Source organism: Variovorax sp. Varisp85 (assembly GCF_047304045.1).
Classification (GTDB): domain Bacteria; phylum Pseudomonadota; class Gammaproteobacteria; order Burkholderiales; family Burkholderiaceae_C; genus Variovorax.
Genome location: NZ_JBGLYN010000162.1, coordinates 1 through 331 on the forward strand (window position 1 = coordinate 1; position 331 = coordinate 331).

Consider the following 331-nt stretch of genomic DNA (forward strand, 5'->3'; position numbering starts at 1 on the left):
TCGAGGTCGCTGGCGTAGGTGCGCGCCCATTCGATCGGCAGCGGCGCTGCGAGAACGAAGTCGGTGTGGGTGAAGCTCTCGTCACCCAGTGAGAGGCTGATGGAGCCGCCCTTGCGCGCAGGTGCAGGTCGATTCTTGAGGCTGCATCCCCGCCCGTTGGCCGGCGCCTGCTTGCTGATATGCCCGAGTTGGTCACCGGGCTTGTCCTTCTGGGCCACCGCGCCCGCTTGAGGCGGGACGATAGCCGAATGCCTGCCTTTCTTCTTCAGCAACGCATCCCGCAGCTTGTGCAGCAGCCACATGATGCTGGCCTGCGCCTCCTTGTCCGCCA

1 protein-coding gene is annotated in these 331 nt (G+C 65.3%); it reads right to left on the reverse strand.

Annotated features, from left to right (window positions below):
• A partial coding sequence (locus ACCC97_RS28855) for a DUF6531 domain-containing protein (protein WP_413336409.1) occupies positions 1–331 on the reverse strand: 331 nt, incomplete at both ends.